15 protein-coding genes are annotated in these 24,166 nt (G+C 72.8%); 12 read left to right on the top strand and 3 right to left on the bottom strand.

The window, feature by feature from the left end; genetic code table 11:
• Positions 1–13 precede the first annotated feature (13 nt).
• The 4 genes from WMF29_RS43255 (at position 14) to WMF29_RS43240 (ending at position 8,441) form a co-directional block, all read left to right on the top strand.
• On the top strand, positions 14–1,105 hold the full coding sequence (locus WMF29_RS43255; RefSeq protein WP_437325890.1) for an isocitrate/isopropylmalate dehydrogenase family protein: 1,092 nt from the start codon (positions 14–16) through the stop codon (positions 1,103–1,105).
• 90 nt (positions 1,106–1,195) lie between these two features.
• Positions 1,196–4,903, top strand: coding sequence for a response regulator (locus WMF29_RS43250; RefSeq protein ID WP_437325889.1), 3,708 nt, complete (start codon positions 1,196–1,198; stop codon positions 4,901–4,903).
• A gap of 99 nt (positions 4,904–5,002) precedes the next feature.
• A complete protein-coding gene (locus WMF29_RS43245) occupies positions 5,003–7,324 on the top strand; it encodes a sulfatase-like hydrolase/transferase (protein WP_437325888.1) in 2,322 nt (773 codons plus the stop codon).
• Positions 7,325–7,679: 355 nt separating this feature from the next.
• Positions 7,680–8,441, top strand: coding sequence for a hemerythrin domain-containing protein (locus WMF29_RS43240; protein ID WP_437325887.1), 762 nt, complete (start codon positions 7,680–7,682; stop codon positions 8,439–8,441).
• Between the two features lie 36 nt (positions 8,442–8,477).
• Here the strand turns inward: WMF29_RS43240 and WMF29_RS43235 are convergent, their stop codons facing one another.
• Positions 8,478–9,335 (bottom strand): SOS response-associated peptidase, encoded by an 858-nt coding sequence (locus tag WMF29_RS43235; protein WP_437325886.1) that lies wholly within the window; start codon positions 9,333–9,335, stop codon positions 8,478–8,480.
• Positions 9,336–9,396: 61 nt separating this feature from the next.
• Between WMF29_RS43235 and acnA the strand changes: the two genes are divergently transcribed.
• The 5 genes from acnA (at position 9,397) to WMF29_RS43210 (ending at position 17,435) form a co-directional block, all read left to right on the top strand.
• Positions 9,397–12,150, top strand: a complete 2,754-nt coding sequence (gene acnA / locus WMF29_RS43230; protein ID WP_437325885.1) for an aconitate hydratase AcnA — start codon at positions 9,397–9,399, stop codon at positions 12,148–12,150.
• Between the two features lie 128 nt (positions 12,151–12,278).
• Positions 12,279–13,580 (top strand): serine--tRNA ligase, encoded by a 1,302-nt coding sequence (serS, locus tag WMF29_RS43225; protein WP_437325884.1) that lies wholly within the window; start codon positions 12,279–12,281, stop codon positions 13,578–13,580.
• A 5-nt stretch (positions 13,581–13,585) separates the two neighbouring features.
• Positions 13,586–15,787, top strand: coding sequence for an ATP-binding protein (locus tag WMF29_RS43220; RefSeq protein WP_437325883.1), 2,202 nt, complete (start codon positions 13,586–13,588; stop codon positions 15,785–15,787).
• A 20-nt stretch (positions 15,788–15,807) separates the two neighbouring features.
• Entirely contained in the window at positions 15,808–16,836 is a 1,029-nt protein-coding gene (locus WMF29_RS43215) for a hypothetical protein (RefSeq protein WP_437325882.1), read from the top strand.
• A 149-nt stretch (positions 16,837–16,985) separates the two neighbouring features.
• On the top strand, positions 16,986–17,435 hold the full coding sequence (locus tag WMF29_RS43210; protein WP_437325881.1) for a universal stress protein: 450 nt from the start codon (positions 16,986–16,988) through the stop codon (positions 17,433–17,435).
• 17 nt (positions 17,436–17,452) lie between these two features.
• On the opposite strand, the gene WMF29_RS43205 is transcribed toward WMF29_RS43210, so the two are convergent.
• A complete protein-coding gene (locus WMF29_RS43205) occupies positions 17,453–17,998 on the bottom strand; it encodes a chalcone isomerase family protein (protein ID WP_437325880.1) in 546 nt (181 codons plus the stop codon).
• Positions 17,999–18,392: 394 nt separating this feature from the next.
• Here WMF29_RS43205 and WMF29_RS43200 point away from each other — a divergent pair, with 394 nt between their 5' ends.
• The 3 genes from WMF29_RS43200 to WMF29_RS43190 all read left to right on the top strand — a co-directional run bounded on the left by WMF29_RS43200 (position 18,393) and on the right by WMF29_RS43190 (position 23,126).
• Positions 18,393–19,931, top strand: a complete 1,539-nt coding sequence (locus WMF29_RS43200) for a vWA domain-containing protein (RefSeq protein ID WP_437325879.1) — start codon at positions 18,393–18,395, stop codon at positions 19,929–19,931.
• Positions 19,932–20,355: 424 nt separating this feature from the next.
• Positions 20,356–21,552: an aminotransferase class V-fold PLP-dependent enzyme gene (locus WMF29_RS43195; protein ID WP_437325878.1), complete on the top strand. Its 1,197-nt coding sequence runs from the start codon at positions 20,356–20,358 to the stop codon at positions 21,550–21,552.
• Positions 21,553–22,295: 743 nt separating this feature from the next.
• Positions 22,296–23,126: a hypothetical protein gene (locus WMF29_RS43190; RefSeq protein WP_437325877.1), complete on the top strand. Its 831-nt coding sequence runs from the start codon at positions 22,296–22,298 to the stop codon at positions 23,124–23,126.
• 248 nt (positions 23,127–23,374) lie between these two features.
• Here the strand turns inward: WMF29_RS43190 and WMF29_RS43185 are convergent, their stop codons facing one another.
• Positions 23,375–23,695 (bottom strand): hypothetical protein, encoded by a 321-nt coding sequence (locus tag WMF29_RS43185; protein ID WP_272101952.1) that lies wholly within the window; start codon positions 23,693–23,695, stop codon positions 23,375–23,377.
• Positions 23,696–24,166 lie beyond the last annotated feature (471 nt).

Below are 24,166 nucleotides of genomic sequence, written 5' to 3'. Positions count from 1 at the left end.
GGAGCGCGACCTCGTGGCATCCAGAAAAAACAAGAAAATAGCGATCATCGGTGGTGACGGCATCGGTCCGTCCGTCATCGACGAGGCGAAGCTGCTGCTCGAGCTCTATCAGGCGCGAGCAGGGCTGCCGATCGACCTCTGGGAGCTCGATCTCGGCGCCGATCGGTACCTGCGCGACGGGACGACCTTTCCGAACCAGATCCAGATCGCCATCCAGCGCGAGTGCTCGGCGGTGCTCCTCGGCGCCCTGGGTGATCCCCGCGTGCCCAACCTGGAGCACGCGCGCGACATCCTCTTTGGCATGCGCTTCGGCTACGACCTCTACGCCAACGTGAGGCCCGTCCGCGCGCTGTCGGACCGGCTGGTGCCGCTCAAAGGCCGCACGGCGAAGGACATCGACTTCGTCGTGTTCCGCGAGAACACCGAGGGGATCTACGTCGGGATGGGCGGGCAGTTCAAACGCGGCACCCCCGACGAGGTCGCGATCAACGAGGACGTAAATACGAGGAAGGGCGTCGAGCGGATCATCCGCGCGGCCTTCGACTACGCGCGGGCGAACGGCCGGACGCGGGTCACGATGGCGGACAAGTCGAACGCGATGCGGCACGCGCACGAGCTCTGGCTGCGCGTCTTCCACGAGGTGCGCGCCCAGTATCCGGAGATCCAGTCGAACCACGTCTACGTGGACGCCCTCTGCCTGTACGTCATCCAGGATCCCGCGCAGTTCCAGGTGATCGTGACGAACAACCTGTTCGGCGACATCGTGACCGACCTCGGCGCGGCGCTGCAGGGGGGGCTCGGCATGGCGGCGAGCGCGAACGTGCACGCGTCCGATCCGGGGCGGGTCGCGCTGTTCGAGCCGGTGCACGGGTCGGCGCCGCCGCTCGCCGGCAAGGACATCGCGAACCCGTTCGCGGCGATGCTCACCGCGGGGCTGCTGCTCGCGCACCTCGGGTGGCCCGAGGAAGAGCGCCGCATCGAGCGCTGGGTCTCCCAGGCGCTCGACAAGGGGATGTGCACGGTCGATGTGGGCGGCACGCTCGGCACGCGCGCCGCCGGCGCATGGGTCCGGGAGCAGATCGCCGCCGAGCTGGGACCGCCGTGAGGTGACCCGGGGCGCCGGCGCGCGGCCGGCGCGGGGGCTCGATCGCCGAGAAGTTCGGGTGTCCGATCCTCCTGTGATACGGGACCGCCAATGGGCGTAGGATCGAGGGCAGTGGAGCACGCGGGGCCGCGCAGCAATGCAGCGAGCGAGTCTCGGCACGAGCGGCTGGGCGGAGCGCGCGCCGAGTTCGTGGCGAACCTGGGTCGCCGCGTGGCGGAGCTCCGCGAGATGGTCCGGCGGATCGAGGCAGACGGGGATGCGCCGCGGCTCGTCGAGGAGCTGAAGCGGCGCCTGCACTCGCTCGGCGCGGGGGCGCGCCTCCTGCGCTTCGTGCGCGTCGCCGAGCGGCTCGCCGAAGGGGAGTCGCAGCTCGCCGCCGCGAACGGCGCGCGGCTCAGCGGCGAGGCCGCGGCGGCCCTGCGGAAGCTGCTCGAGGAGCTGCCCGCCCTGGCCTGGGGGCAGTCGGCCATGGGCGAGCCGGCGCCGCGCGCCGCCGAGCCGCTCGAGAAGGCGTCGGCGCCGCCCCGCGCGCGTGCTGCCGCGGATCCGCCGAACGCACGCGGCGCCAGCGCGCGGCCGGAAGCCACGGGCGCGGCCGCGGCCAAGGGCCAGGCCACGACGTGGATCGCGGGCGTGAGCAACGGCCGCGCGCTCGCCCCCGAGCCGCTCTCGCTCGACGATGAAGAGGAAGCCCGCGCGTCCTCGACGCGCGGCGTGGAGCAGGCGCCCCCCGCCGAGGCGCCGGAGGCCGCGTCGGCCGTTTCGCTCGACGCGCCGATCACGGTCCTCGTCGTGGGCGCCGCGCCGCTCGCCGAGGCGCTCGACGCGGCGAGCGCCGACGTCGGGCCGTCGTTCGAGGTGGAGCGGACCGACGACGTGGAGACGGCGATCGATCTCGCGCGGGCCTTCGCTCCGGATCTGGTGCTGCTCGACGCGGACATGCCGGGCGCGCGCGGGCTCGCGGAGGCGCTGGCCGCCGATCCGCTGACCGACCTGGTCCCCGTCGTCGCCGTCGGCCGCTTCGCGCGGCCGGAGGACGCGGCCCCGTACCTGGCGCTCGGCGCCGCGCGCGCGCTGCCGAAGCCCGTGTCGCCGGACGCGGTCCGGCGCGCCGCCGCGGAAGCAGCGGCGGCCTGCGTGCGCGCCGAAGCCTCGCGCGCCGTGCGCGGGCCGTTCGGGGCCGTCAGCCTCGACGAGCTCGGGGCGCGCCTCGCCGCGGAGCTGCGCCGCGGCCTCTGCGACGCCGCCGAGCCGAGGAGCCGCGGGGCGCACGTGGATCTCGGCGACGGCGCCGAGGTCCTCGCGGCGCTCTGGGGCGCGGTGGCGCGCATCCGCGATCTCGTGACGATCCGCTCGCAGGGCGGCGTGCGGTTCTCGCCGAACGGGCCGGAGGGCGCGCTGCCGCTCGCCCCGTGGATGATCGCGCCGAGCACGCCCGAGGGCGAGCGCTCGCGATTGCACAGCGAGATCCGCGCGAAGTCGCCGGCGCGCACGATCAGCGCGTCGCTCGCGTCGCTCGCGTCGAGCGCTGCGCCGGGCGACGCGGCGCTCGACGCCCTCGACATCGTTGTGGCGGACGACGATCCGGCGGTGACGTGGTTCCTCGCCGGCGTGCTCCGGGCCGCGGGCGCGAACGTGCACGAGGCGCACGACGGCGCGCGGGCGCTCGACCTCGCGTACCAGACGACGCCGGACCTGGTCGTGAGCGACGTGCTGATGCCGCGGCTCGACGGCTTCGCCCTCTGCCGTGCGCTCAAGCGCGACGTCGCGCTGCGCGACGTGCCGGTCATCCTGCTCTCCTGGAAGGAGGACCTGCTCCAGCGGCTCCGCGAGCTCGGCGCCCAGGCCGACGGCTACCTCCGCAAGGAGGAGAGCGCGGCGGCGTTCGTGCAGCGGGTGCACGAGGTCCTGCGGGGCAGGCGGCGCGTCGCGGAGCGCATCGCGACGGGCGGAGAGGTCCGCGGGCGGCTCGACGGCATGACGACGCGGACGCTGCTGTCGCTCTCGTGCGCGCACCGGCCCGACGCGCTCGTGTCGGTCCGGGACGCCGCGTTCCTGTACGAGGTGCTGCTCAAGGACGGCCGCCCCGCCGGCGCGACGCGGACGGCGCAGGACGGGACGTTCCACCGCGGCCCCTCGGTGCTCGCGGCGCTCCTCGGCGTCGGCTCCGGCCGCTTCGTCGTGGCGCCCGCGCCGGAGAGCGAGCTCGCCGCGCCGCCGCGCCCCGGGTTCGAGGGGACGCTGGCGGAGCAGCTCCTGCCCGCGATCGCGGCGGCCCGGGCCGCCCAGCGGCTGTTCCACGGGCCGCCGTTGATGCAGGTCGAGCGCGTCGTCCTCGACCTAGAGGGGATGGGCGCGACCGCCGACGCGACGCCCGAGCCGGCGCGCTCGCTCCTGAGGGCGCTCGCCCGGGGGACATCGCCGCGATCGGTCATCACCTCGGGGGAGTTCGCCGCGAGCCTCGTCGAGGACGTGCTGAACGACGTCGCGGCGCGCGGCGGCGTGCGTCGGGTGATCGGCCGCGAGGGAGACGACCTGCTCGCCCCCGCCGTGGCCTACGAGGAGGAGACGCTCCGCGGCGTGCGGCGCCTCCCGGAGCGAGCCGCCCCGGTCGTGGCGCTGCCGGCGGAGCTCGCCGGCGACGTCGCCGCAGCGTCGTCGCGCGCGTCGGTCGAGCTCACCGACGACCAGCTCACGGTGGTGCCCGGCTCGGTGGCGCCGAGATCGGCCATGCCGGCGCGCGGCTCGGCGGCGCCGAGCTCGGCGGTGTCGGGGCCGGGCTCGGCCATGTCTATCCCCGTGCTGTCCGTGGACGGCGAGGACGAGGACACGGCGTTCGCGAGCGCGGGCGAGGAGGAGGCGAGCGCGCTCGCAAGCGCGCTGGTCAGCGCGCGGGTTCCGAGCGATCTCGCCGAGGTTCGAGGCGATGTGGTCAGCGTGCGCGCGGCGCGGAGCCCCCAGATGGAGGCCGCTGCGCTGGCGAGCGTGACGCCGGCCGTGCCCGGCGTGGCGCCCGCGCCCCGCAGGCCGGAGGCCACGCTGCCCGCGCTGGAGTACCCGAAGCCCGAGCGGCTGCTGACGCTGGGCTCGCTCCCGCCGCCGCCCGTCGTCGAGGAGCCGGCGCCCGCGGCGCTCAAGGTCCCCGCGGCGCCGCCCGCCGCGCGGCTCGCGGCCCCCGCCCCGGCGCCTGCCGTCGACGAGTCGCCCACGCCGCGCCGCGTGCGCCGGCCGTCGGCCTACGTGCCGACGCCGCAGCCGCCCGCCCGCGACAACCGCACGACGATGTGGGTCCTCTTCGCGGTGGCGGCGTTCGTCTTCGCGGTGGCCGCGCGGTTGTCGCGCGATCACGAGCTGCAGGGCGCTCCGCCACCCCCAGAGCAGCCGGGCCCGGCAGCCGCAGAGCCCGCGACCGCTGCCCCGGCCGGCGCTGCCGTGCCTGCCGCCGCCGGCTCGTCGAGCGTGGTCGCGGCGGCGGTCGCCGCCACGCCGGCCGCGGCTGCCGCCGGGCCGATCGGCGAGACGACGGCCAACCCGGTGCTCCCCGAGACGCTGCCGCTGGCCGCCGAGCACAAGGTGCCCGAGGGGCAGGGCATGCTGGAGGTGATCGCCGGCGCGGGCGACACGCTCTTCGTCGATGGCCGGAAGGTCGGCACCGGCAGCGTCAAGCTGCCGCTCGCGCCCAAGGACGGCGCCTACGAGATCCGGGCGAAGCTCCGGGACGAGGAGCGGGTGCGGTTCGCGGTCGTCAAGGCCGGCCGCCTCACCCGGCTCCGCGTCGCGCCGCCGTGGCGCCGCTGAGCGCGCCGCGAGCGCTCCTCCAGGCAATCGAGGAGCCCGCGCTCGCCCCGGGGTGCCCAGCCACAGGCAGGGGACCCCGCTCGTGGTAGAGGACGCCCCGTGCGCGCCCGCGTGATCCGAACCCGCCGTTCCGCTTCTGCTTCCGCTTCCGCGCTCACGCTCGCCTCCGCCGCGGCCGCGCTCCTCTCCGGTTGCACCGGGTGCGAGTCGTCGACCCGGGATCTGCCTTCCGGCGCCCCGGCCACGGCGTCCGCGAGCCCGCAGGCGGCGCCTCCGCCGCCGGCGCGCGACGTCGTACACCTCATCGACGAGCTGCCCAGCTGCGATCTCGAGCACCGCGGGCTCCTGTTCGATACCGGCGCGAACGCGCTCATCGGCCGCTTCGCGTGGCAAGGGACCGTGCCCACCGGCATCCAGGCGGTCGAGCACGATGGATCCACCTGGGCGCGGATCTCGGAGCGGCAGATCAAGCTCACGTTCGTCCTGCCGTCCGCGAGCCCCATCTTCGTGTCCGCCCGGGCCGTCGGGCTCACCTCCAAGTACGCCACCGTCTCCCTGGACGATCAGCTCCTCGGAACGCTCCGCCTCCAGCGCGACCAGATCCGCATCGCCTCGACCCCGACCACCACGCTCCCCGCCGATCCCGGCCTGCACACCCTCACGCTCCAGTTCTCCGGCCGGCTCCGCCAGGGGGAGTCGTTCGCCGACGTCGACTGGGTGCGCGTGGGCATCCCCGACGAGGACCCGGCCACGTACGGCCCCCCGACCCTGCGGGACGTCGTGGCGCCCGCCGCCGCCCTGTCGGGCGTCCCCCACCGGTCCATCGCGCTGCGCGCGCCGGGCGCGGTCCGCTGCGCCTTTCGCCCTTCCAGGGTGACCCGCCTCCGCACCGCCATCGGCGCGCTGGGCTCAGGAGAAGGCGACGCCGAGATCCGCGTCCTCCGCGACGGCCAGGAGCCGCTCGTGATCCATCGCGTCCACGTCGAGGGCGGCGACAAGGCGGCCTGGACCGACGTCGAGCTGCCGCTCGCGCCCTTTGCCGGGTCCCTCATCTCCCTCGAGCTCCGCGCCGCCGCCGCGGCCCGCGGCGGGCGCATCCTCTTCGGCGACCCCGTCCTCGCCGGATCGCAGGAGCCTCCTCCGTCCGTGCCCGCCGCGCGCGCCGTCGTGATCGTCGCCATGAACGGGGTCGAGCGGCCCGATCTGCCCCCCTGGAGCGGTCGTCCGGAGCCGCACCTCGCCACGCTCTCGGAGCTCGCGACGTCGGCGACGACGTTCGATCACCACCGGGGGCCGAGCACGGTCGTGTCCGCCGTGGCCGCGTCGCTGCTCACCGGTCTTCCGCCGCCGGCCCATACCGTCGCCGACACCGGGGCCCGCCTCCCCGCCCATGTCACCACCATCGGCGCCATCGCGAGCGACAGCAGCATCCGCACCGGGTTCTTCACCGGCGTCCCCACCACCTTCCGGGCGTTCGGCTTCGGGCCCGGCTGGTCCCGGGTCCTCGAGCATCCCCCGACGAGCGGCGAGCCAGCCACCACCCCGATCGACGCCGCCGCCGCCTGGATCAGCGAGACCGTCCGTCAGGACGCTTCCAACCGCCTCCTCGCGTTCGTCCACGCGCGCGGCGGCCATCCGCCCTGGGAGGTCAGCCCGAAGGAGCTGAACGCCCTCAAGCCCGCCGATTACGCCGGCCCCGTCGAGCCGCGCCGCGCCGCCCAGGTGCTGGCCAGGCTGAGGAGCCGGCGGCGCGATGTGCTCAGCCCCGAGGATCGCGACCGGATCCGCGACCTCTTCTCCATCGCCCTCGCCGGCCAGGACCGCGCCCTCGGCAACCTCATCGGGACCCTCAAGGCCGCTGGCCTGTGGGACGACACCCTCTTCATCGTGACAGGCGATCTGGCCAGCGGGCGCTCCGACGCCGCGCTCTACGGCGAGGGCATGGACCTCCAGGAGCCCGTCCTGACGCTCCCGCTTTATGTCCACTTTCCCGGTGATCTGTACGCCGGCCAGCGCGTCGCTGCCCCGACCGAGATCATCGACGTCGCGCGCACGGCGATCGCCGCCCTCGGCCTGTCGTTCGCCCGCAAGCCGCTCGGGAAGGATCTGGCGGCGGTCGCCTCCGGCCTCGAGGGCGTCGAGCGCGGCCCCCAGATCGCCGCCCTCGGGGATCGTTACTCCACCCGCTGGGGCAACCTCGTGCTTTCGGGTCGACTCGGCGTTCCCCCCTTTCTCTGTGACCTCGACGTGGACCCGACCTGCGCCTTCAACCGTCGCGAGGTGATGCCCCTCGCCACCGTGTCGCTCTTCCGGCGCACCGTGACGTTCGACCTGTCCGTGCGCGCGCCCGCGGCGCAACGGGAGCCGGCCACGATCGACGCGGAAACGGCGGCCGTGCTCAACGTATGGGGCGCGAACTGAGGCGCGCGCGATCGACGTAGGCCCGCGCCTGCGAGCCGGGGAGAGCCCGCTGACGGCGCCCGGCGGCGCGCCGGCGCCCTGCGCGGGCGAAGGCGTCCGCGACATCGCGCAGGCCGCGCGCGATCACGCTCCAGCGGCGCCATGACGCCTCGCTGCGGGGCAGCACGCCCCGCGTCGCGCGCGCCGCGACGCCCCCGCGCGGGTTGGCCGATCGACGTACGCCCGCGCCCGCGCGTGCGCGTCGTGCGCTCGCTTCGCGCGCGGAAGGCGCCTGGCATGCTTCGCGCAAACCCCGCAGACCGCACAGGCCAAGCGCCTCGACGGCGCTTCATCATTCCGTGAGAGGAGTCCCCGCATGAAGGCGACCGACCTATTGAAGGAGCATCACCAGGAAGTCGAAGAGCTCTTCGAGCGCATGTCGCAGGCTGACAACGACGAGATCAGCGCGCTCCGCGACGAGCTCGTGGCGACCCTCGTGAGCCACACGGCCATCGAGGAGGAGCTCTTCTATCCCGAGAGCCGGGAGGCGCTCGGCGCCTCCCCCCTGATCACGACCTCGTACGAGGAGCACGCGCTCGTCGACGTCATGTTGCAGAAATTGCTCAGCACCGAGCCGGGTGACGAAACCTTTCACGCCAGGCTCGGCGTGCTGAAGGAGCTCGTGCAGCACCACGTCGAGGAAGAGGAGAAGCAGCTCTTCCCCCAGGTCGAGAGCGCCATGGGCGCCGAGCGCCTCGAGGAGCTCGGCAGCCGCCTGGCGATGCGCTTCGGCCAGGTGCGCGAGAGCGACGTCGAGGCGCTCCTCGCTCGGAACGTCGCGAAGAGCATGCCCGCCGCCGGCCGCCGCGCGCGCGCAGCGAAGCCGCAGGCGCGCAAGGCGGCGGCCAAGCGTCCACCCGCGAAGCGCGCGCCGAAGCGCGCGTCGACGCAGCGCGCCGAGCCGGCGCGGGGCGCGCAGAAGGGGCGCCGCACCGCCGCGACCGGACGGAAGAAGACAGAGGCCACGGCGCCCACGAAGACCGGGCGAGCCGCGCCCGCGCGCAAGGCGAGCCGGCCGGCGAAGACCAGCCGCACGGGCCGCAAGGGCGGTCGCGCGAGCAGCGCCTCCACGCGCTGACCGTCACGAGCGCACATCAACGCACGTTGCCGCAGATCAGCGGCGCGAGGTCCGGCCGGAGGGGACGGCGGGCCTCGCGCCGCCATCGAGATCGAACAGCGGAAGCGTGCCGCCGGCCTTCGGGGCAGCGGCCTTCGGAGAAGCGGCCTTCGGGTCGGTCTCCGCCGCGAGCTCCTGCAGCAGGGCGGGGTCGTCGTGGGCGACCGAGTTGACCCGCGGCGAGACGGCGCGCGCCGCGAGGGCGCCGCGAGGCGCCGGCCGGAGCAGCGCCTCGGCCCGATCCGCGTCTGCGCCGTCACCGAGGCCGAGCCAGAGGTCCACGTCCCCCGGGCCCAGCAGGACCGGCATCCGGTCGTGGATCGGCGCGACGTCGGCGTTCGCCTCGGTGGTCAGGAGCGTGAAACGGAGGTCGGGCTCTCCCGTGTCGGCGTCCTTCGCCGGCTGGTACAGCCCCGCCAGGCGGAGCAGCCCGCCCTCCGCGGGGTGGAACCAGGTGGGCCGCCGCGCGCCCTTGGGCCCGGTCCACTCGTAGAAGCCGTCCGCCGGCACCACACAGCGGCGCGCCGCGAACGCCTCGCGGAACGTCGGCTTCGCCCGCGCGCTCTCCGCCCGCGCGTTGGCCAGGAGCGAAGGCCCGGCGCCGCCCCTGGCGAAGCGCCCCGCGAAGCCCCAGGTCGCCGCCACCAGCGCGCGCTGGCCGTCGCGCGCGCGCAGCACCGGGTGGACGGTCGCAGGTGCGATGTTGAAACGGGGCCGAAACCTTGCCGCTATCTCCGGATCAGCGGCAATCGACCGAGCCGGACCGCCACCCGCTCGGCCTGCGCCAGAGGACGACTCGAGCAGCGCGATGAGGGTCGCAAAGTCCGGAACGGCGAGGGTGAAACGCGCGCACATAACACTAGATTAGCGGCTTCGGGGCGCCTACAAGGGCGCTCCGGACGTTGGAGGAGGCCGCATGGTCGACAGCTTTGGCACCAAGAGCACGCTGACGGTTCAAGCCGAAACATACACCTATTACAAGCTCACCTCGCTGGCGCAAGGCGGCGCGTCGATCGACAAGCTCCCCTTCTCGCTCCGCATCCTCCTGGAGAACCTCCTCCGCCACGAGGACGGGCGCGTCGTGCGCAAGGACCACGTGGAGGCCGTCCTCAACTGGGACCCGAAGGCCCGCCCCTCGCAGGAGATCGCCTTCCACCCCGCGCGCGTGCTGCTCCAGGACTTCACCGGCGTCCCCGCCGTTGTCGACCTCGCCGCCATGCGCGAGGCGCTCGCGAAGCTCGGCGGCGACTCGCTCAAGATCAACCCGCTCCAGCCCGTCGATCTCGTGATCGACCACTCGGTCCAGGTCGACCGGTTTGCGTCCTCGACGGCCGTGAAGGTGAACGCGGCGCTCGAGTTCGAGCGCAACGAGGAGCGCTACGCGTTCCTCCGCTGGGGGGCGCAGGCGTTCACGAACTTCCGCGTGGTGCCGCCCGACCAGGGCATCTGCCACCAGATCAACCTGGAGTACCTCGCGGGCGCCGTCATGCGGCAGGGCACGCTGGTCTACCCGGATACGCTCGTCGGCACCGACTCGCACACCACGATGATCAACGGGCTCGGCGTCGTCGGCTGGGGCGTCGGAGGCATCGAGGCCGAGGCGGCGATGCTCGGCCAGCCGCTCTCGATGCTCATCCCCGAGGTCGTGGGCTTCAAGCTCCACGGCAGCCTGCCCGAGGGCGCGACCGCGACCGATCTCGTCCTCACGGTGACGCAGATGCTGCGGCAGAAGAAGGTGGTCGGGAAATTCGTGGAGTTCTACGGCCCCGGCCTGAGCGCGCTCTCGCTCCCGGACCGCGCCACGATCGCCAACATGGCGCCCGAGTACGGCGCCACGATCGGCTTCTTCCCCGTCGACGACGAGACGATCGCGTACCTGCGCTTCACCGGCCGGCCCGCGCAGCTCGTCGCGCTCGTCGAGGCCTACTACAAGGAGCAGGGGCTGTTCCGCACGGACAGCACCCCGGACCCCGTCTTCAGCGACACCCTCTCGCTCGACCTCGGCGACGTGGTGCCGTCGATCGCCGGCCCGAAGCGGCCGCAGGACCGCGTCCCGCTGCGCGACGCGAAGCGCGCCTTCCGCGCCTCGCTCCAGGGCATGCTCGAGAAGGAGTTCGCCGCGGCCGACGCGCCCGCGGTCAAGGCGTTCCTCGAGGAGGGAGCCGGCCATGCTGCCGCGCGCGCGCCCGCGCTCGAGAAGATCATGCGCCCCGCGGAGATCACCGAGGGCGACACGCGCTACACGCTGCGCCACGGCTCGGTCGTGATCGCGGCGATCACGTCCTGCACCAACACGTCGAACCCGGCGGTCATGCTGGGCGCGGGCCTGCTCGCGAAGAAGGCCGTCGAGCGCGGGCTCTCGGTGAAGCCGTGGGTGAAGACGTCGCTCGCCCCCGGGTCGAAGGTCGTCACCGACTACCTGCGCCAGGCGGGGCTCCTGCCGTACCTCGAGGCGCTCGGCTTCCACCTGGTCGGCTACGGCTGCACGACCTGCATCGGCAACTCCGGGCCGCTGCCGGACGCGATCGGCGACACGATCCGCAACAACGACCTCGTCGTGGCGAGCGTCCTCTCGGGCAACCGCAACTTCGAGGGCCGCATCAACCAGCACGTGCGGATGAACTTTCTCGCCTCTCCGCCGCTCGTCGTCGCGTACGCGCTGCGCGGCGACGTCGACGCCGACCTCTTCAAGGAGCCGGTCGGCACGGATCGCAACGGCGAGCCGGTGTACCTCAAGGACATCTGGCCGAGCTCGGCCGAGGTCAACGAGGCGATCCGGACGGCCGTGCGGCCCGAGCAGTTCCAGGTGCAGTACGAGAACGTCTTCGCCGGCGACGAGGAGTGGCAGAAGCTCGCGGTCCCGGGCGGCCAGACGTTCGTGTGGGACGAGGGCTCGACCTACGTGCGCAGGCCGCCGTTCTTCGAGGGCCTCTCGAAGGATCCGGCGCCGCTCACCGACATCCGGGGCGCGCGCGTGCTCGCGCTGCTCGGCGACTCGGTGACGACCGATCACATCTCCCCGGCCGGCAACATCGCCAAGAACAGCCCCGCCGCGAAGTACCTGGTCGAGCACGGCGTCGCGCCCGCCGACTTCAACTCGTACGGCGCCCGCCGCGGCAACCACGAGGTGATGATGCGCGGCACGTTCGCGAACATCCGCCTCAAGAACGCCCTGCGCCCCGGCGAGGAAGGCGGGATCACGGTGCACCTGCCCGACGGCGAGAAGACCACGATCTACGACGCGGCCATGCAGTACAAGGACGAGGGCGTGCCGCTGCTCGTGATCGCCGGCGCCGAGTACGGCACCGGGTCGTCGCGCGACTGGGCGGCCAAGGGGACCAAGCTGCTCGGCGTGCGCGCGGTCATCGCGAAGAGCTTCGAGCGCATCCACCGGTCGAACCTGGTCGGCATGGGCGTGCTCCCGCTCGAGTTCGCGCCGGGCGAGGACGCGTCCGCCCTCGGGCTCACCGGGCGCGAGGTGTTCGAGATCGACGGCATCTCGGACAACCTCACGCCGGGCAAGAAGCTCAACGTCGTCGCGACCGGGGAAGGCGGGGCGAAGAAGACCTTCACCGTCACCGCGCGCATCGATACGCCGAACGAGGTCGACTACTACCAGCACGGCGGCATCCTCCAGTTCGTGCTGCGCAGCCTGGGCGCCAGCGCCTAGCGCCTCCTGCCACGCCGCTCCTCGCCGCCAGGCCGCCAGCCTGCGGCGACGAGCGGGCCCATCTTTGAATGCGGAGCGGCGCGTCGCGGCTGCTGACGCGCGTGCAGGCTTCGGCTAAACCCTGGGGTATGCTCGATCCTCGCTACGTCGCGGAGCACCTCGATGAGGTGCGCGCGGCGCTCGCTCTTCGCTCGCCCGCCGCCGCCGCCAGCCTCGGAGACGACTTCGCCTCCACGGTCAGCGCGAGGCGCTCCAACATCCAGGAGCTCGAGCGGTGGCAGGCGGAGCGCAACGCGGCGAACGACGCGATGGCGCGCCTCGACAAGAAATCGCCGGAGTTCGCGCAGAAGCGCGACGAGCTGAAGGCGCTGTCGACGCGGATCAAGGAGGCCGAGCAGGTCGTCTCCGAGCTCGAGAAGCGGATGACCGAGCTGCTCTCCATGGTGCCCAACCTGCCTGACCCGTCGGTGCCCGTGGGCGCGGGGGAGGAGGGCAACGTGGTCGTCCGGACGTGGGGCGAGAAGCCGACCTTCTCGTTCGCGCCGAAGTCGCACTGGGACATCGGCACGGCCCTCGGCCTCCTCGACTTCGAGCGCGCAGCGAAGCTCTCGGGGGCGCGCTTCACCGTCCTGATGGGCGCGGCCGCCCGCCTCGAGCGGGCGCTGATCTCGTTCATGCTCGACCTGCACACGCGCGAGCAGGGCTACCTCGAGGTGCTGCCGCCCTTCCTCGTCAAGGACACGGCGCTGTTCGGCACGGGCAACCTGCCCAAGTTCGCCGAGGACCTGTTCAAGACGCAGAAGAGCGACCCGGAGAGGGCGTACGACCTGTACCTCATCCCGACGGCCGAGGTCCCGGTCACGAACCTCCACGCTGACGAGATCCTGGACGGCGCGTCGCTCCCGATCGCGTACACCGCCTACACGCCGTGCTTCCGCAGCGAGGCGGGCAGCCACGGGCGCGACGTCCGCGGGCTCATCCGGCAGCACCAGTTCGACAAGGTCGAGCTCGTGCGGTTCTCGGCGCCGGAGGACTCCGCTCGCCAGCACGAGCTGCTCACCGCGCACGCCGAGGAGGTCCTGAAGCGGCTCGGCCTGCACTACCGGGTCTCGGCGCTCTGCACCGGCGATCTCGGCTTCGGCTCGCAGAAGACGTACGATCTCGAGGTGTGGCTGCCCGGCCAGGGGGTGTACCGCGAGATCTCGAGCTGCTCGAACTTCGGCGACTTCCAGGCGCGCCGCGCCCAGATCCGCTACCGGCCCGAGCCGAAGGCGAAGCCGCGCCTGGTCCACACGATGAACGGGTCGGCGCTCGCGGTGGGGCGGACGGTCATCGCGATCCTCGAGCAGTACCAGCAGGCGGACGGCACGGTGGTCGTGCCGGAGCCGCTCCGGGCGTTCATGGGCTGCGAGGTCCTCCGCGGCAGGTAACGGCGATGGCAGCGGACGAGGAAGCCAAGCGTGAGCTTCCGGAGGCGCGGAGCGCGCGCAACGGAGGGGACGGCGAGCGGCGCTCGCAGATCCCGGAGTCGTGGGGCGCGCGCGGCGGAGGGGACGGCGAGCGGCGCTCGCAGGTCCCAGACTCGCGGGGCGCGCGCGGCGGGGGGGACGGCGAGCGGCGCTCGCAGATCCACGGGCCGCCGACCAACGCGGAGACGTCGATGGCGCTCGCGCGCCGGCGGCTGCTGGACCTCTGCAAGCGGCACAAGGACGAGCTCATCGACGACTGGATCGAGAACGTGCTGGCGCTGCCGCCGGAGCGGGGCCGGTACACCGATCGGCCCGTGGGCGAGGTCACGGAGAACGTGCGCTCCTGGCTCGCCGCGTTCACCAGGATCCTCGAGGACGGCAGCGAGACGCTGCTCGACGAGTTCATCACGCACCTCGTCGAGCAGCGCTACGCGACCGGGTACTCGATCAGCGGTCCCCTGATCGCCGCGTCCGAGTTCCGCACCGCGGTCGCGGGCGTGCTCGACACGACGCACGACGACGCCGAGGGGGACGGCTCGTCCTCGATCGACGTGCTCCGCGCCGTCGACGCGCTGCTGCTCCAGTTCGAGCACCGCTTCGCCGAGGCGTACGCCCAGCGCTCGCTGTTCGCCTCCGAGGAGCGCTACCGCGAGATCGTCGAGCTCTCGTCCGACGTCCTCGCGACGATCGACCAGGAGGGCATGCTGACGCGGCTGAACGTGCGGTTCGAGGCGCTCTTCGGTCACTCGCGGCAGGCGTGGATCGGCCGGCCGATCACAGCGCTCGCGGTCGCGGCGGACGTGCCGGCCCTGCGCACGCTCGTGCTGTCGGCGTCGCGGGCCGAGGCGCCGCGGGAGGCCACCATCCGCTGCGGGACGCGCGCGGGCCTGACCAAGGTGATGACGGTCCGGATCACGCGGCTCTACGGCGAGGACGCCTCGCTCGCGCTCATGCGCGACGTCACCGAGGAGGTCGCGCGCCGCGCGCAGATCCTCCACAGCGAGAAGCTCTCCTCGATCGGCCAGGTCGCGGCGAGCGTCGCGCACGAGCTCAACAACCCCATGGCGTGGGTGATGGCGAACCTCGAGCAGATCCGGAGCGGGGCGCACAAGCTCGTCTCGGCGGCGCGCCCGGTCGCCTCGGGCTCGTACGAGGACCTGCTGCGCGCCATCGACCTCATCGATCGCTCGTGCCACGAGGCGCTCGCCGGCGTCGAGCGGATGCGGGACATCGTGACGGACCTCAACCTCTTCTCGAGCAGCAGCGAGCGCAAGCCCGAGCGGGTCGATCTCGTCGACGTGATCGAGCTCGCGCTGCGCATGACGGGCCCGCAGCTCAGCCAGCTCTGCCGCATCGAGCGCAGCTACGGCGAGATGCCGCCGTTCGTCGGCTATCCGGGCAAGCTCTCGCAGGTGTTCGTGAACCTGTTCATCAACGCGGCGCAGGCGATGCCGAAGCGCCCGCGCGACGAGAACATGGTGCGCGTGACGACGCGCTTCGACGCCGGCGTCCACCACGTCGAGGTGGAGGACAACGCGCGCGGGATGACCCCGGAGGTCGTCGAGCGGATCTTCGACCCGTTCTTCACGACGAAGGAAGAGAGCGCGCGCCCGGGCATCGGGCTCTGGGTGTCGCGCAACATCGTCGAGGAGCAGCACGGCACGATGACGGTGTCGAGCACGCCCGGCGTCGGCACCGTCTTCACGATCCGCCTGACCGGCCTCAACCCGACGGATCTGCCCGCGCCGCGGCCGCCGCCGGAGCCGCCGCGCGCGTCGTCGCGCGGGACGATCCTGTTCGTCGACGACGAGCCGATGCTGCTCAACGCCTTCGCGCGGGCGTTCGAGGAGCGGCACGAGGTGCTCGTGGCGAAGAGCGGCCACGAGGCGCTCGACCTCCTGCGGGACCGCGGCGGCCGGATCGACGCGATCGTCTGCGATCTCCTGATGCCGCAGATGAGCGGGATGGCCCTGTACGACGAGATCGGCGAGCGGTTCCCGCAGCTCTTGCCGAAGATGGCCTTCATGTCGGGCGGCGCCTTCACGCCGAGCGCCCGGGAGTTCGTGGAGCGGGTGGACAACCCGAAGATCGCGAAGCCGATCTCGCTCGACGATCTGGAGCGGGTGATCGGCGATCTTCTCAGCGGCGGGTCGAAGCGGGGGCACTAGGCTGGAGGAGCGGGGGCTCGATGGCGCGCGCGAAGGCGAGGACGATCCGGGAGCGGGCGAACCACGCGCGTTACCGGCCGGGGCAGCGGGGCGGCTTCTACGAGAGCTTCTTCCAGCGGGCGAACCACCCGACGCGCCCGCTCGCCTTCTGGATCCGGTACACGCTGTTCAGCCCGGCCGGGCGGCCCGAGGCCGCGGAGGGTGAGCTCTGGGCGGTCTACTTCGATGGCGAGTCGGGGCGCCACGTGGTCGCCAAGCGCGAGGTCCCGTTCGCCGGGCGTTGCTCCTTCGCCCGCGACAGCCTGTCGGTCGCCATCGACGGCGCCCGCCTGAGCCTCGGCAGGCTCACCGGCGCGGCGGGCGAGGGGGAGGACGCCATCACCTGGGACCTCGCGTACGAGGGCGGCGGGGAGCCTCTCCTGCTGCTCCCCGCGGCCCTCTACGGCGCCCCGCTGCCGAAGGCGAAGGCGCTGGTCGGCGCGCCGATGGCCGTCTACAGCGGCCTCCTCCGCGTCGCCGGGCGCGGGGTGGACGTCTCGGGCTGGGTGGGCAGCCAGAACCACAACTGGGGGACGAAGCACACGGACCTGTACGCCTGGGGGCAGGTCGCCGGGTTCGACAGCCACCCGGACAGCTTCCTCGAGGTCGCCACGGCCCGACTGAAGGTCGGACCGTTCTGGACGCCGAACATGACACCGCTGGTCCTCCGGCACCGCGGCGAGGAGATCGCGCTCACCTCGCTCGTCCAGTCGGTCCGCGCCGACGCCTCGTTCGACTACTTCACCTGGCGCTTCCGGACGGAGACCGATCGGCTGAGCGTCGAGGGGCAGATCTCCGCGTCCGCCGGCGATTTCGTGGGCCTGGCCTACAGGAACCCTCCCGGCGGCGTGAAGCATTGCCTGAACACGAAGATCGGGGCCTGCACCGTCACCCTGCGGCGGAAGAGCCTGGGCCGCGAGGTGGGGATCGAGACCCTGACGACGGCGCGGCGCGCGGCGTTCGAGATCCTCACGGACGACCGAGGCCATGGCGTGACGATCCGGGCCTGATCCACGCTGGACGCACGTCCTCCGTGCTCGGCGCAGGCGGCCGGGCCGGCGCGAAGGCGCGGTGCGCCGCCGCCGAGCGATGCGCTGCGCGTCCGGCGCCAGGTCGGCTAAAGAAGGTGCGGTACGTCACCGCACGAAAGGCGGACGCCATGAGTCTCAAGCACCCCCGGACCATCCTCGTTGCACTGGACAGCTCCCCCAAGGCGTCGCTCGTCCTCGCGGAGGGCGTCGACCTCGCGCAGAAGCTCGGCGGCAAGCTCGTGCTCGTGCGCGGGATCGGGCTGCACCACACCCTGCCCGCGGAAGCGCTGAACGAGTCGCCGACCCGCGTCCCCGAGATCCTGGAGCGGGGCGACCGCGAGGAGCTCTCGCAGCTCGCGCGCGACGTGCCGCCCGAGCTCCTCGCGAAGGTCGTGATCCACGTCGGCGTCGCCTGGGAGGTCATCTGCCGGACGGCCGACGAGGAGAACGCGGATCTCATCGTCATCGGGTCGCACGGCTACTCGGGCATCGACAAGGTGCTCGGCACGACGGCGGCGAAGGTCGTGAACCACACGAACCGGTCGGTGCTCGTGGTGCGCGACAGGCCGTCGGACTGACGGGGGCCTCGCCTGCCTCAGCGGAGCCTGGCGATGAGGGCGTCGCTCAGCGTGGGCTGATCGATCTTGCCCAGCCAGATCCGCCAGGTGGCCTTCATGAAATCGACGCCTGCCACGGTCGCCGTCCCGCCGCCGGCGACCGTGACGGTGGTCGTCTTCGCGCGCGGGTCGTACGCGATGGTGACCTCCGCTCCCGCCTTGAGGTCTCCCTTGAACGCCGCCACGAACCTCTCGATCTTCGGCGTGTCCGTGTATCGGTTCAACGCATAGGCGTCCCGCAGCGCCTTGACGATGCTCGCGCGGTCGACGTCGCGGAGCATCGTCCAGACGAACTTCTTCCCCGTGTCCATGTCGATGACAGCCTCCTTGGACTTGGTGGCAGGGAGCTGCTCCATGTAATGGCTGATCCGATAGACATCGATGTCGACCACGCCGATGGTCCTCACGCGGACGCCCGTGCCGGTGAGCGTGTAGCCCGGCAAAGCAAGGAGGCTCCCGACAGCGAGGAAGACCGCCGCGAACGCGGCGAGGAGAGCTGGAGTTTTGCTGCGCGCGAGTTGCATCGGATCGACCTCCTCCGGCATCGCCGCTCCGTGCGGCGCATCGTGTCTGGGCGCCGCGCTCCGGCGATCGCCTGTCGATGGTCGTGAATGAGCAAGACCTGAACCATCGACAGAGGGACGTTGGGAGTCGCGGATCTCGTGAGATCTCGAGATGTGCCCTGGAGTCAGGCAGGGACGACCCATGGATGTGTGCTCGGAGGGGGCTCCGGGCGCGGAGCGGCGGCGTTCCGCCGGTGCGAGGGCCGGCGGTGCTGCTGCCGGCGCGGGCTCTCCCGGAGATCTTTTTTCGGCCCGGTCCGTAGAAGCCGCGCGCTGCGGGGTCCGGGAGATCGCGGCGGAGGGACGCGGTCCCCCCGTGGGCCGCGCCATGGCTTGCGGCGGAAGGAGCTTCTCGATGCGGACGATGCTCGCTGGATTGCTGATGGGATGGGCGGCTCTGGGCTGCACGGCCAGCGCGGCGGCGCCTCCGGGCACGAGCGCCGCGGCGGTGGCGGCCGCGTCGGGCGCAGCGGCGCGGGAGGACGCGACGAAGGGGGAGGAGGCGAAGCGGGTCGCCGTGGCCGTGGCCCCGACGGAGCTGGCCGAGCCCTCCGCGGCGGCGGCCGAGGCGCCGTCGTCCCGCCCGGAGCCGCGGCCTTCGGGGAACCAGGGCGTGTGGATCGGCGCCGCGGGCGCGAGCGACTTCGTGCTGCCGGGGAGGCGCGAGACGCAGCTCGGCGTGTGGATCGACGTCCCGGCGGCGCGCGCGGCCCGCGGACAGCAGCGCGCGCCGGCGGCGGTCGGGCTGCTCGTGGACGCCTCCGGCTCGATGCAAGGCCCCAAGATGGAGAACGCGCGCGCGGCCGCGCAGGCGTTCGTCGACAGGCTCCCCGACGGCGACCTCGTCTCGGTCGCGTCGTTCGCCGACACCGCGCAGGCGCGCGTCTCGCCCACCGTGCTCGGCCCGTCGACGCGCCCCGCGGTGGCCCGCGCCATCGCCGCGCTCGGCCCTGACGGCAGCACCAACCTCTTCGCTGGGCTCCAGCTCGCGGAGCAGCACGCGCTCGCCGCGCCGTCGACGCACGCCGTCCGGCGCGTGGTGCTCATCTCGGACGGCCAGGCGAACATCGGGCCTTCCTCTCCCGACATCCTCGGAGCGCTCGCCCAGCGCGGCGCCGCGCACGGGGTGCAGGTCACGTCGATCGGGGTGGGGGCCGACTACGACGAGCGCACGCTCAACGCGCTCGCCATCGGCTCCAGCGGCCGGCTGTACCACCTCACCGAGGCGCGCGAGATGTCCTCCGTCCTCGAGCGCGAGCTCGCCCTGCTCCAGACGACGGCGGCGACGGGCGCGTTCGTCGAGATCGTCCCGGCGCCCGGCGTAGAGCTGCTCGACGTCCCCAACGAGCGCACCGAGCGCTCCGGGGACGCGCTCCGGGTGCTGCTCGGCACGATGTTCGGCGGGCAGCACCGCGAGATGCTCGTGCGGGCTCGGGTCACCGCGCCGGCGGCCGGCTCCCACCCGCTGGCGAGCGTGCGGCTCCACTTCCGCGACGCCGAGAGCGGCAACCTCCCGCGCGTGCAGGAGGTGGTCGCCAGCTACGATGTGACGAGCGATCCGGCCCTCGTCGCCGCGCACCAGAACGAGAAGACCCAGACGATCGCCGCGGTGATGGAGGCGGGCATGATGCAGCTCGACGCGGCCCAGGAGGTGAGCGCGGGCAACTTCGGTGCGGCCGAGGCGAAGCTCGCGGCAGCGGAGGATCGGCTCCGGCAGCAGGCGGCGCGCGCCCGGTCGGACAAGGAGAAGGAGCGCGCCGTCCAGGCGGCCTCGGCGGTCGCGAGCGCGCGGAAGACCGCGCGCGCGGCCGCAGCGGCCCCGCCCTCGCCCGCGGCGCGGCGCATGGAGGCGCTCGAGATGAACAGCGCCTCTCCGGTCTGGTCGGGCCGCTGATCCGGTACACCCGCCGAGGCGCGCGGCTGGCGCCTGCCCGTCGCCGCTGGCGGCTTCCCGCCGCTGCTCCCTGCCCGTCGCCGCTGGCGGCTTCCCGTCGCTGCTCCCTGCCCGTTCATGACAAGCCGTCATGAGCTGACAGGTGCGGTGTCCATCATGAGCTGGCAGGTGCGGTGTCCATCATGGGACCGAAGATGCGATGTCCGTCGTGGGACGGCCGGACGCGATGTCCATCATGGACGGGTTGACCGGCTCTGCATGGCCGCCCGCATCCGGTCATGGTTGATCCATGATTCAACATTGACGGTACAGTCCATCATGGATTGGAAGCTGCACCTCGCGTGCCCCTCGACAGGGGTCGGGGCCCGCGAGACATTGTTCCGGGCCCTCCGGCACGTCGCCGCATCGGGGCCCGCTCCTCGCCATGAACCCGAACGCCTTCCCGGAGTCGCGCGCCGCCGCCGTGCGCGAGCTCTGGTCGCTCGACCCGGCCGTCACCTTCCTGAACCACGGCTCGTACGGCGCCTGCCCGCGCGCGGTGCTCGAGGCGCAGCAGCGCTACCGAGATCGGCTCGAGCGTGAGCCGGTCCGGTTCTTCCTTCGCGAGCTGGAGCCCTTGCTCGACGCGGCCCGAGGCGCGCTCGCCTCCTTCGTCGGCGCCGACCTCGACGACCTCGTGTTCGTCCCCAACGCGACCGTCGGGGTCAACACGGTGTTGCGGTCGCTCTCGCTGCGGCCCGACGACGAGCTCTGCATCACCGATCACGGGTACAACGCCTGCAACAACGCGGCCGAGGCGGTCGCGGCCCGCGCCGGTGCGCGTGTCGTGGTCGCGCCGGTGCCGTTCCCCATCGAGGCGCCCGAGCAGGTGGTCGAGGCGGTGCTCGCGCGCGTGGGGCCGCGGACGCGGCTCGTCCTCGTCGACCACGTGACGAGCCCGACGGGGCTCGTGTTCCCGGTCGCCTCGCTGATCGCCGCGCTCGCGGAGCGCGGCGTCGACGTCCTGGTCGACGGCGCGCACGCGCCCGGCATGGTGCCGCTCGATCTACGCGCCCTCGGGGCGGCCTATTACACAGGCAACTGCCACAAATGGCTCTGTTCGCCGAAGGGCGCGGCGTTCCTCCACGTGCGGCGGGACAGGCAGGGCGCGGTCCGCCCTCTCTCCATCAGCCACGGCGCCAACTCGCCGCGCACCGACAGGTCGCGCTTCCTGCTCGAGTTCGACTGGACCGGCACGGCCGACCCCAGCGCGGCGCTCTGCGTCGCGGACGCGCTCCGCGCCATGGCCGCGCTCGTGCCCGGCGGCTGGCCCGCGCTCCAGGCGCACAACCGGGCGACGGCGCTCGCCGCGCGCGACCTCCTGTGCGAGGCGCTCGGCTGCATGCCGCCGAGCCCCGACGCGATGATCGGCGCGCTCGCGACGGTGCCGCTCCCTGACGCGCCGTCGTCCCGGCTGCGCCTCGATCCGCTCCAGGACGCGCTGCTCGAGCGGTGGGGGATCGAGGTGCCGGTGTTCGCCTGGCCCGCGTCGCCCCGGCGGCACCTCCGGATCTCGGCCCAGATCTACAACGACAGGCCGCACTATGAGCGGCTCGCGGCGGCCCTCGCCGCGCTGCTGTAGCGGCGCGCGGGAGGGCCCCGCCTCGCGCCGCTGCTCCGCAGCGGGGTGCCGCGCGGCGCTCGCCTCTGCCTCCGGGTCGCCCCATGCCCGTCCCGCTGCGGGATGGCACGGGCGCTGTGGGCACGGGCGGCTGCGGGACGGCGCTGGCTGCCGGAGATGCATCCAGCGCTCGCCCGAGCAGAGCGCGTCTGCCTGCCGAGACGATAGGATGCGCGCTCCAAGGAGACACGATGCCACGTCGAATCCTGGTCTTGTCCTCGCTTTCCTGGCTGGCGGCGACCCTCGTGGTCGCGTCGTCTGCTGCGCAGCCCGCGACGCCTCGCCCGGCACCTAGCGCTGCGCCCTCCGCGTCGGCGGGAACGCCTCTGGCGCCGGGCACACCGCAGCGACCAGCGACGCCGCTGCCGCCCGCGACGCCGGCGCCGGGCGCACCGCAGCCGTCCGCGACGCCGGCGCCGGGCACACCGCAGCCGCCTGCGACGCCGGCGCCGGGCACACCGCAGCCGCCTGCCTCAGGCGCACCGCAGCCGCGCGCGACGCCGTTGCCCGGTGGGCCACCGCAGCCCCCGGAACCCGGCGCGCCCGGAGCGGGCACACCTGAGCCAGACGCCTCGCCGCTCGCGCCGGCAGAGGCGCAAACCGCGCCGGGAGCTGCCGGGCCGCCCTCGGACTCGGCGCCGCCGGACCGGAAGCCGGGCGGGCCGGAGGCGGGCCGCAAGGGCAGCACGCCGGCGTCCTGGGCCGTGTCCCTCTCGGACGCCGAGCTGGGGCCGCCGCCCGCGCGCGCGTCCGGAGGCGGCAGAGCGAGAGCGATCGACGAGGGGATCGTCCCGCTGAGCCGGCGTGGCGCGATCGGCCTGGAGACCTCCTCGTTCACCGGCGGCGACGGCGAGGTCTCCGGGCTTTCGGTCGCCCTCTTCGCCCGCATGCCGTTCGCCCCGCACACGTTCCTCGATGTCCGACTCCCTTTCGGGCTCGCGATGGCCGAGCGCACCGACGCCGTGCTCGGCAACGTGACGCTCGGCGCCCATCACGTCGCCCGCGTCGGCCGGACGTTCTGGCTCACGGTAGGCGGCGACGTCGGGCTGGCGACGCTCTCGGGCAAGACCCACGACCACGCCAGCTACGAGCCCGTCAGCGCCAGCCGGGCGTACTGGGATCTCCACGAGTACTTCCCGAGCATCCTCCCCATCCACGCGCGCCTCGGCGCCGAGGCCCACGTCGGCTCGCTGATGATCGGGCGCTTCCAGCTCGAGCCGGTGCTCTACATCCCCCTCGGCCGCAACAAGGAGTACGAGGTCGCGATCCAGCACGCCGTCGAGCTCCAGATCGGCCACGGCATCGGCGGCGGCGTGCGCGTGCAAGGGATGGCGCTGCCCACGTTCGACAACGTGAGCATCCGGCACGCCGTCGCCCGCAATCTCTACGTCCTGGCCATCGAGCCTTTCCTCGCGATCGAGCGCAACCTCGCGTTCCTCCGGACGGGCCTGCTGCTGCCCTTCGACGAGGAGCTCGGCCCGCCGCTCGACCACACATGGGGCTTCCACTTCACCGCCGGTGTCCGCGTCGACTGAGGCACGCGGCCGAGGCGCCCGGCGGGCCGCCTGCCTGGCGACCGATCGCGCCTGCCCGGCGGCAGAGCCCACAGCGCACCCCGCTCTACAGCGGTTTCCGCCCACCGCTGCACCACGCAGAGCAGAGCGGCGGTCTCCCGCACAGGAGACGGGCCCAGATCGGCGTTTTCGGCGCGCAAGCGCACTCCGGTGCGCTGAGCACCGAAAACGTCGAGGTGGGCCCGTCTCCGAAGCGGGTGACCGTCGCTCTAGGCGCCGCGTGCGCGGCTCGCTTCGCCGATCGCGTGGGTGATGTGCCCCTCCAGCTCGCCCGCGGGCAGCTGCTCGGACTCCACGACGACGAGGCGCGCGCCCGCGTCCTCCGCGAGCAACTCGAAGGTCTTCGGCGCACGATCGTGCAAGTGGCTCGGCAAGACGATCGCCAGCGGGCGGAGGCGGACGGCCACCCCCCACGCCGAGGCCGCATCGCAGGAGCGGACCAGGAAGCGAGCCCGCGCTGCAACCCTCCGGCAACGAGCCAGAAAATGGGGGCTGCAGTCGAGCGCCAGCACCATGGGTATCCGGATCAACTGACTGCTACTAGGGGGCTCCGACATAGGACGATGCTACTCCAGCGAAGCGCGATTGCGCGTCCTCTTATCCCGCATAACCGATACAGAGCCTTCCCGAAATAAAAAACAACAACCTCGCCAGCTCATGTAAGCAGTCACGCGTGATTTTGGTGTATTGGGTAACGTTCTGTGAGCGCAGGATATTTGAAATGAACGCTGCGAGATGGGGAGGTGCCAGCGCACGACAGCCCCCGCGGGACCTCGCGCAAGATCGCTGAGAATTCGGGCCTCCTTGCGCTGCAACAGGAGCGCATGATGCCCTGAGCGATCGCGTGGTGATGAAATGATGCGCCATGGACGGAGAAGGTCCCGGCGCACACCAGTGAAAGCAACATGGCGATCGGATGTCAGGAATGCCCGGACGGGTGAAGTCGGCGCACACGTGGTAGACGCCGCTCGGGACGTAGGTTGTGAAGGCAGCGTCCACGA

Origin of the sequence: Sorangium sp. So ce381 (assembly GCF_051473845.1) — a bacterium.
In the GTDB taxonomy this organism is placed as follows: Bacteria; Myxococcota_A; Polyangia; order Polyangiales; family Polyangiaceae; genus Sorangium; species Sorangium atrum.
This window is presented reverse-complemented; position numbering and strand designations above follow the sequence as displayed.

Excerpts from the sequence above, each read along its gene's own strand:
- WMF29_RS43250 (WP_437325889.1), top strand. The coding sequence starts at position 1,196 with ATGGGCGTAGGATCGAGGGCAGTGGAGCACGCGGGGCCGCGCAGCAAT.
- WMF29_RS43240 (WP_437325887.1), top strand. The coding sequence starts at position 7,680 with ATGAAGGCGACCGACCTATTGAAGGAGCATCACCAGGAAGTCGAAGAG.
- WMF29_RS43235 (WP_437325886.1), bottom strand. The coding sequence starts at position 9,335 with ATGTGCGCGCGTTTCACCCTCGCCGTTCCGGACTTTGCGACCCTCATC.
- acnA (WP_437325885.1), top strand. The coding sequence starts at position 9,397 with ATGGTCGACAGCTTTGGCACCAAGAGCACGCTGACGGTTCAAGCCGAA.
- serS (WP_437325884.1), top strand. The coding sequence starts at position 12,279 with ATGCTCGATCCTCGCTACGTCGCGGAGCACCTCGATGAGGTGCGCGCG.
- WMF29_RS43220 (WP_437325883.1), top strand. The coding sequence starts at position 13,586 with ATGGCAGCGGACGAGGAAGCCAAGCGTGAGCTTCCGGAGGCGCGGAGC.
- WMF29_RS43215 (WP_437325882.1), top strand. The coding sequence starts at position 15,808 with ATGGCGCGCGCGAAGGCGAGGACGATCCGGGAGCGGGCGAACCACGCG.
- WMF29_RS43210 (WP_437325881.1), top strand. The coding sequence starts at position 16,986 with ATGAGTCTCAAGCACCCCCGGACCATCCTCGTTGCACTGGACAGCTCC.
- WMF29_RS43205 (WP_437325880.1), bottom strand. The coding sequence starts at position 17,998 with ATGCAACTCGCGCGCAGCAAAACTCCAGCTCTCCTCGCCGCGTTCGCG.
- WMF29_RS43200 (WP_437325879.1), top strand. The coding sequence starts at position 18,393 with ATGCGGACGATGCTCGCTGGATTGCTGATGGGATGGGCGGCTCTGGGC.
- WMF29_RS43195 (WP_437325878.1), top strand. The coding sequence starts at position 20,356 with ATGAACCCGAACGCCTTCCCGGAGTCGCGCGCCGCCGCCGTGCGCGAG.